The organism is Pedobacter sp. 01N416 (assembly GCF_056399685.1).
Genome location: NZ_JBFTRT010000663.1, coordinates 1 through 2,545, shown reverse-complemented (window position 1 = coordinate 2,545; position 2,545 = coordinate 1). Strand labels below are relative to the sequence as shown.

The 2,545-nt window shown below is 37.8% G+C and carries 4 protein-coding genes; 1 reads left to right on the top strand and 3 read right to left on the bottom strand.

The genetic code is table 11. From position 1 onward, the window contains the following. The coding region (locus AC1DND_RS25525; RefSeq protein ID WP_477585350.1) for a DMT family transporter at positions 1–812 on the bottom strand (812 nt) is incomplete at its 3' end. Continuing rightward, positions 812–1,357: a GNAT family N-acetyltransferase gene (locus AC1DND_RS25520; RefSeq protein WP_477585348.1), complete on the bottom strand. Its 546-nt coding sequence runs from the start codon at positions 1,355–1,357 to the stop codon at positions 812–814. The genes AC1DND_RS25525 and AC1DND_RS25520, both read right to left, overlap by 1 nt. Before the next feature lie 72 nt (positions 1,358–1,429). Here AC1DND_RS25520 and AC1DND_RS25515 point away from each other — a divergent pair, with 72 nt between their 5' ends. Beyond that, complete coding sequence (locus tag AC1DND_RS25515; RefSeq protein ID WP_477585346.1) at positions 1,430–2,296, top strand: LysR family transcriptional regulator; 867 nt, start codon at positions 1,430–1,432, stop codon at positions 2,294–2,296. 39 nt (positions 2,297–2,335) lie between these two features. On the opposite strand, the gene AC1DND_RS25510 is transcribed toward AC1DND_RS25515, so the two are convergent. Further along, positions 2,336–2,545: hypothetical protein (locus AC1DND_RS25510; protein WP_477585344.1), on the bottom strand; the 210-nt coding region annotated here is incomplete at its 5' end.

Genomic DNA, 2,545 nt, shown 5'->3' with positions numbered 1-2,545 from the left:
ATTCCGCCTCCAATCAATAACCTTGATGTAATTTCTTCTCCCAAAATAAAGTGTGCCGCGAAAGCTCCGAAAATAGGTTCGAAAAGATAGATGATAGATACCCTTTCGGCACTAATGTACTTTTGAGAAATATTCGATATGGTGTACATATATGCCGTTGAGAATAATGCGCAAAAAATAATACCAATCCAAAATGTTTCCTGCTGAGGAATCCAGGTGGCGTTTCCTTGAATAAACGTTAATAGAAAAGTTAATAAAGCACAGGTGGCAAACATAGGCACAATGGTAGGGATAATATCGCCTGCCGTTGATTCCTTTTCGATCTGGATTAAATATATGGCAAAACAAAAAGCACCGATAATGGTATATAAATCTCCGGTTCCAATACTGAATTTATCAGTAACCGATATTACAAAAAGCCCAATTAGCGCTGTGAATGCCGCAATCCATATTTTTAGTGCTGCAGGTTTTCGATAAATAATARGTTTAATCACCGGAATCATTACAACGGTTATTCCGGCTACAAATGAACATTGCGATGCCGATGTATGTGTGATACCCAGTGTTTGCAAATAAATACCAAGTACTAGTGGAATAGCCAAACTTGCGCCTGTTTTGATCGCTGTTGAATCGAGTTTCTTTACATGTTTCCAGAAAATAACCGATAAAACCATTGTGGCGAGTAAAAAACGGTAGAACAAAAACAGAACAGGTTGGTGCTGTCCGATAGCAAGCTTGGTAACAGAAAATGAAATTCCCCAAAACGCGGTACCCAGTATCAATAAAATCAAAAAGAGGTTTCTTTTTTCCATTAGGATGCTTTTAATTCATTATCATTAACCAATACTTTTTTCATCATCAAATCTGTTTGTTCATCATCCCCAAGCCAAAACTTATGTTTGCCGAAAGGTGTAAAGCCATTTTTTTCGTAAAATCTTAATGCCCTGTAATTTTCTTCCCATACGCCCAGCCATACATAACTGGCTTGCATTTCAAGCGCAATATCAATGGCTTTTTGATAAAGTAGCTGGCCAACTTTTTGGCCGTAAAATGCTTTCAAAAGATAAATACGCTCAATTTCAAGTGCATCAAGATTTAGTTTTTCGGTTTGCGCTTGTCCTATGTTGATCTTTAAATAGCCAAYGACTTCTCCATCAAGCTGTGCAAAATAAAACTGAGAATGCTGATTGCTCAGTTCCTCTTTCAGTTTTTCTTCAGAAAAGCCTTTTTCGAGGTACTCTTTCATATTTTCCTCACTGTTTACCGCGGCAAAAGCTTCGGAAAATGTTGTTCTCCCGATCTCCAGTAATTTTTTGATATCAGCTGGTGTTGCCCTTTCAATTATGATCTGCTCCATGGTACGAATGTAATAACTCTTTAAATGTAATAAAATGCTATTTTTTCATTTATTAATGCGTATTTTGCATTAATGGATCTTCAGCGAATCAAGTATTTTTTGGCCTTAGCAGAACAACTTCATTATTGGAAAACAGCTGAAAAGGTAAATATCACGCAGTCAGCCCTAACCCGCCAAATTCAGTCGCTCGAAAATGAATTGGGTCTGCAGCTTTTCGAACGTAATAAACGTAATGTGAAGCTCACTCCAGCAGGTAAATTCTTAAAAGAAAAATGGGAAGTAGAGTTAAGTGAGCTCGAATATATCCATCAGTTTGCCAAACAGATCCATTTAGGTGAACGCGGAACCATTACGATTGCACATCCTGATTCTATATCGGCTTCTATCATGCCCGATATTTTGGCTAAGATAACGCAGGCATTTCCACAGCTTCAAATTAAGTTGGTACAGGTTTTATATGAAAATCAGCTGGATTTTCTAAAGAACTATAAAATTGATCTGGCCATTACGAGGGATATCACCAGTGAGCAGGGTATTAAATCAAAAAAAATATACTCCGATCACCTGGCTCTGGTGGTTCCGTTAGCACATTCTTTTAAAAGATTCGAGGATTTATCTAAAGAAAGCCTTAAAGTGCAGAAGTTTATTCTGCCTACCAAGGATGAGGGTAGTAGCTATAGTGAGATTATTCAGGCACTTTTCAAATCTTACGATTTTGTTCCTGATGTATTTCTACATTCCGAATTTGGATCTACAATTATTGCACTCGTACGCAAGGGATTGGGAATAGCCATTTTGCCTGATTCTTATATGCACCATCAAAGTCCTGGCTTACGGTTTATTCCCTTGCCTTTTAAAACCGATATATTGATTAATTGGCGTGCCGATGACCACAATCCTGTGCTTGCGAATATTCTAAAACTTGTTTTTGATCATTAGAGATAATGCCAATGGTGCTGGACTTTTATCGTTAACACATTATTCTTCCAACAAGCTCATCTCCATTTTACGGCTACCTATGCTTATTTCCTGTTTATAAAGCTGTCTGGTTATCTGATCGATCTGGTAAATGCTTTTTGCACCTGTACCACCACCAATATCATCAGTTAACTCCACGATCCATACCTTTCTTTCGCCTGATTTGGCGGTAAGATATCTCCCTTCTTTTACACCGAGTAGGTGTACCTT